Raw genomic sequence first — 504 nt, 5'->3', positions numbered from 1 at the left:
CGCGGCTACGGCATGGACCCGGCCGCGATCTACCACATGCCCGATCTCCCGCCGCCCCACCCGTACGTCGCGCTGTACCGGTGGCTCACCGAGCCCCGCGAGCGCGGCGGCTGGGGCGCCGATGCCATCGTCCACGTCGGCAAGCATGGCACACTCGAGTGGCTGCCGGGAAAGGGGCTTGGCCTGTCCGGCGAGTGCTACCCCGACCTGCTCCTTGGCGACGTCCCGCTCGTCTATCCGTTCATCATCAATGACCCGGGCGAAGGAGCGCAGGCAAAGCGCCGCAGCCACGCCGTAATCGTCGACCACCTCACGCCGCCGATGACCACGGCCGAGGGCTACGGCGAGATTGAGGAGCTGAGTCGCCTGGTCGACGAGTACTACGCGCTGGAGCAATTGGATCCGTCCAAGCTCCCGCACCTCCAGCAGCAGATCTGGGAGCTGATCCAGCAGGCCAAGCTGGACAGCGACCTGGCGCTCCTGCTGAACCGCGACTCCGCGAGC

At 68.1% G+C, this 504-nt stretch carries 1 protein-coding gene; it reads left to right on the top strand.

Annotation, left to right across the window (positions count from 1 at the left end; translation table 11 throughout):
* A partial coding sequence (locus GEV06_29360) for a cobalt chelatase (GenBank protein ID MPZ21944.1) occupies positions 1 to 504 on the top strand: 504 nt, incomplete at both ends.

The sequence above is a fragment of the Luteitalea sp. genome, assembly GCA_009377605.1.
In the GTDB taxonomy this organism is placed as follows: domain Bacteria; phylum Acidobacteriota; class Vicinamibacteria; order Vicinamibacterales; family Vicinamibacteraceae; genus WHTT01.
This window is presented reverse-complemented; position numbering and strand designations above follow the sequence as displayed.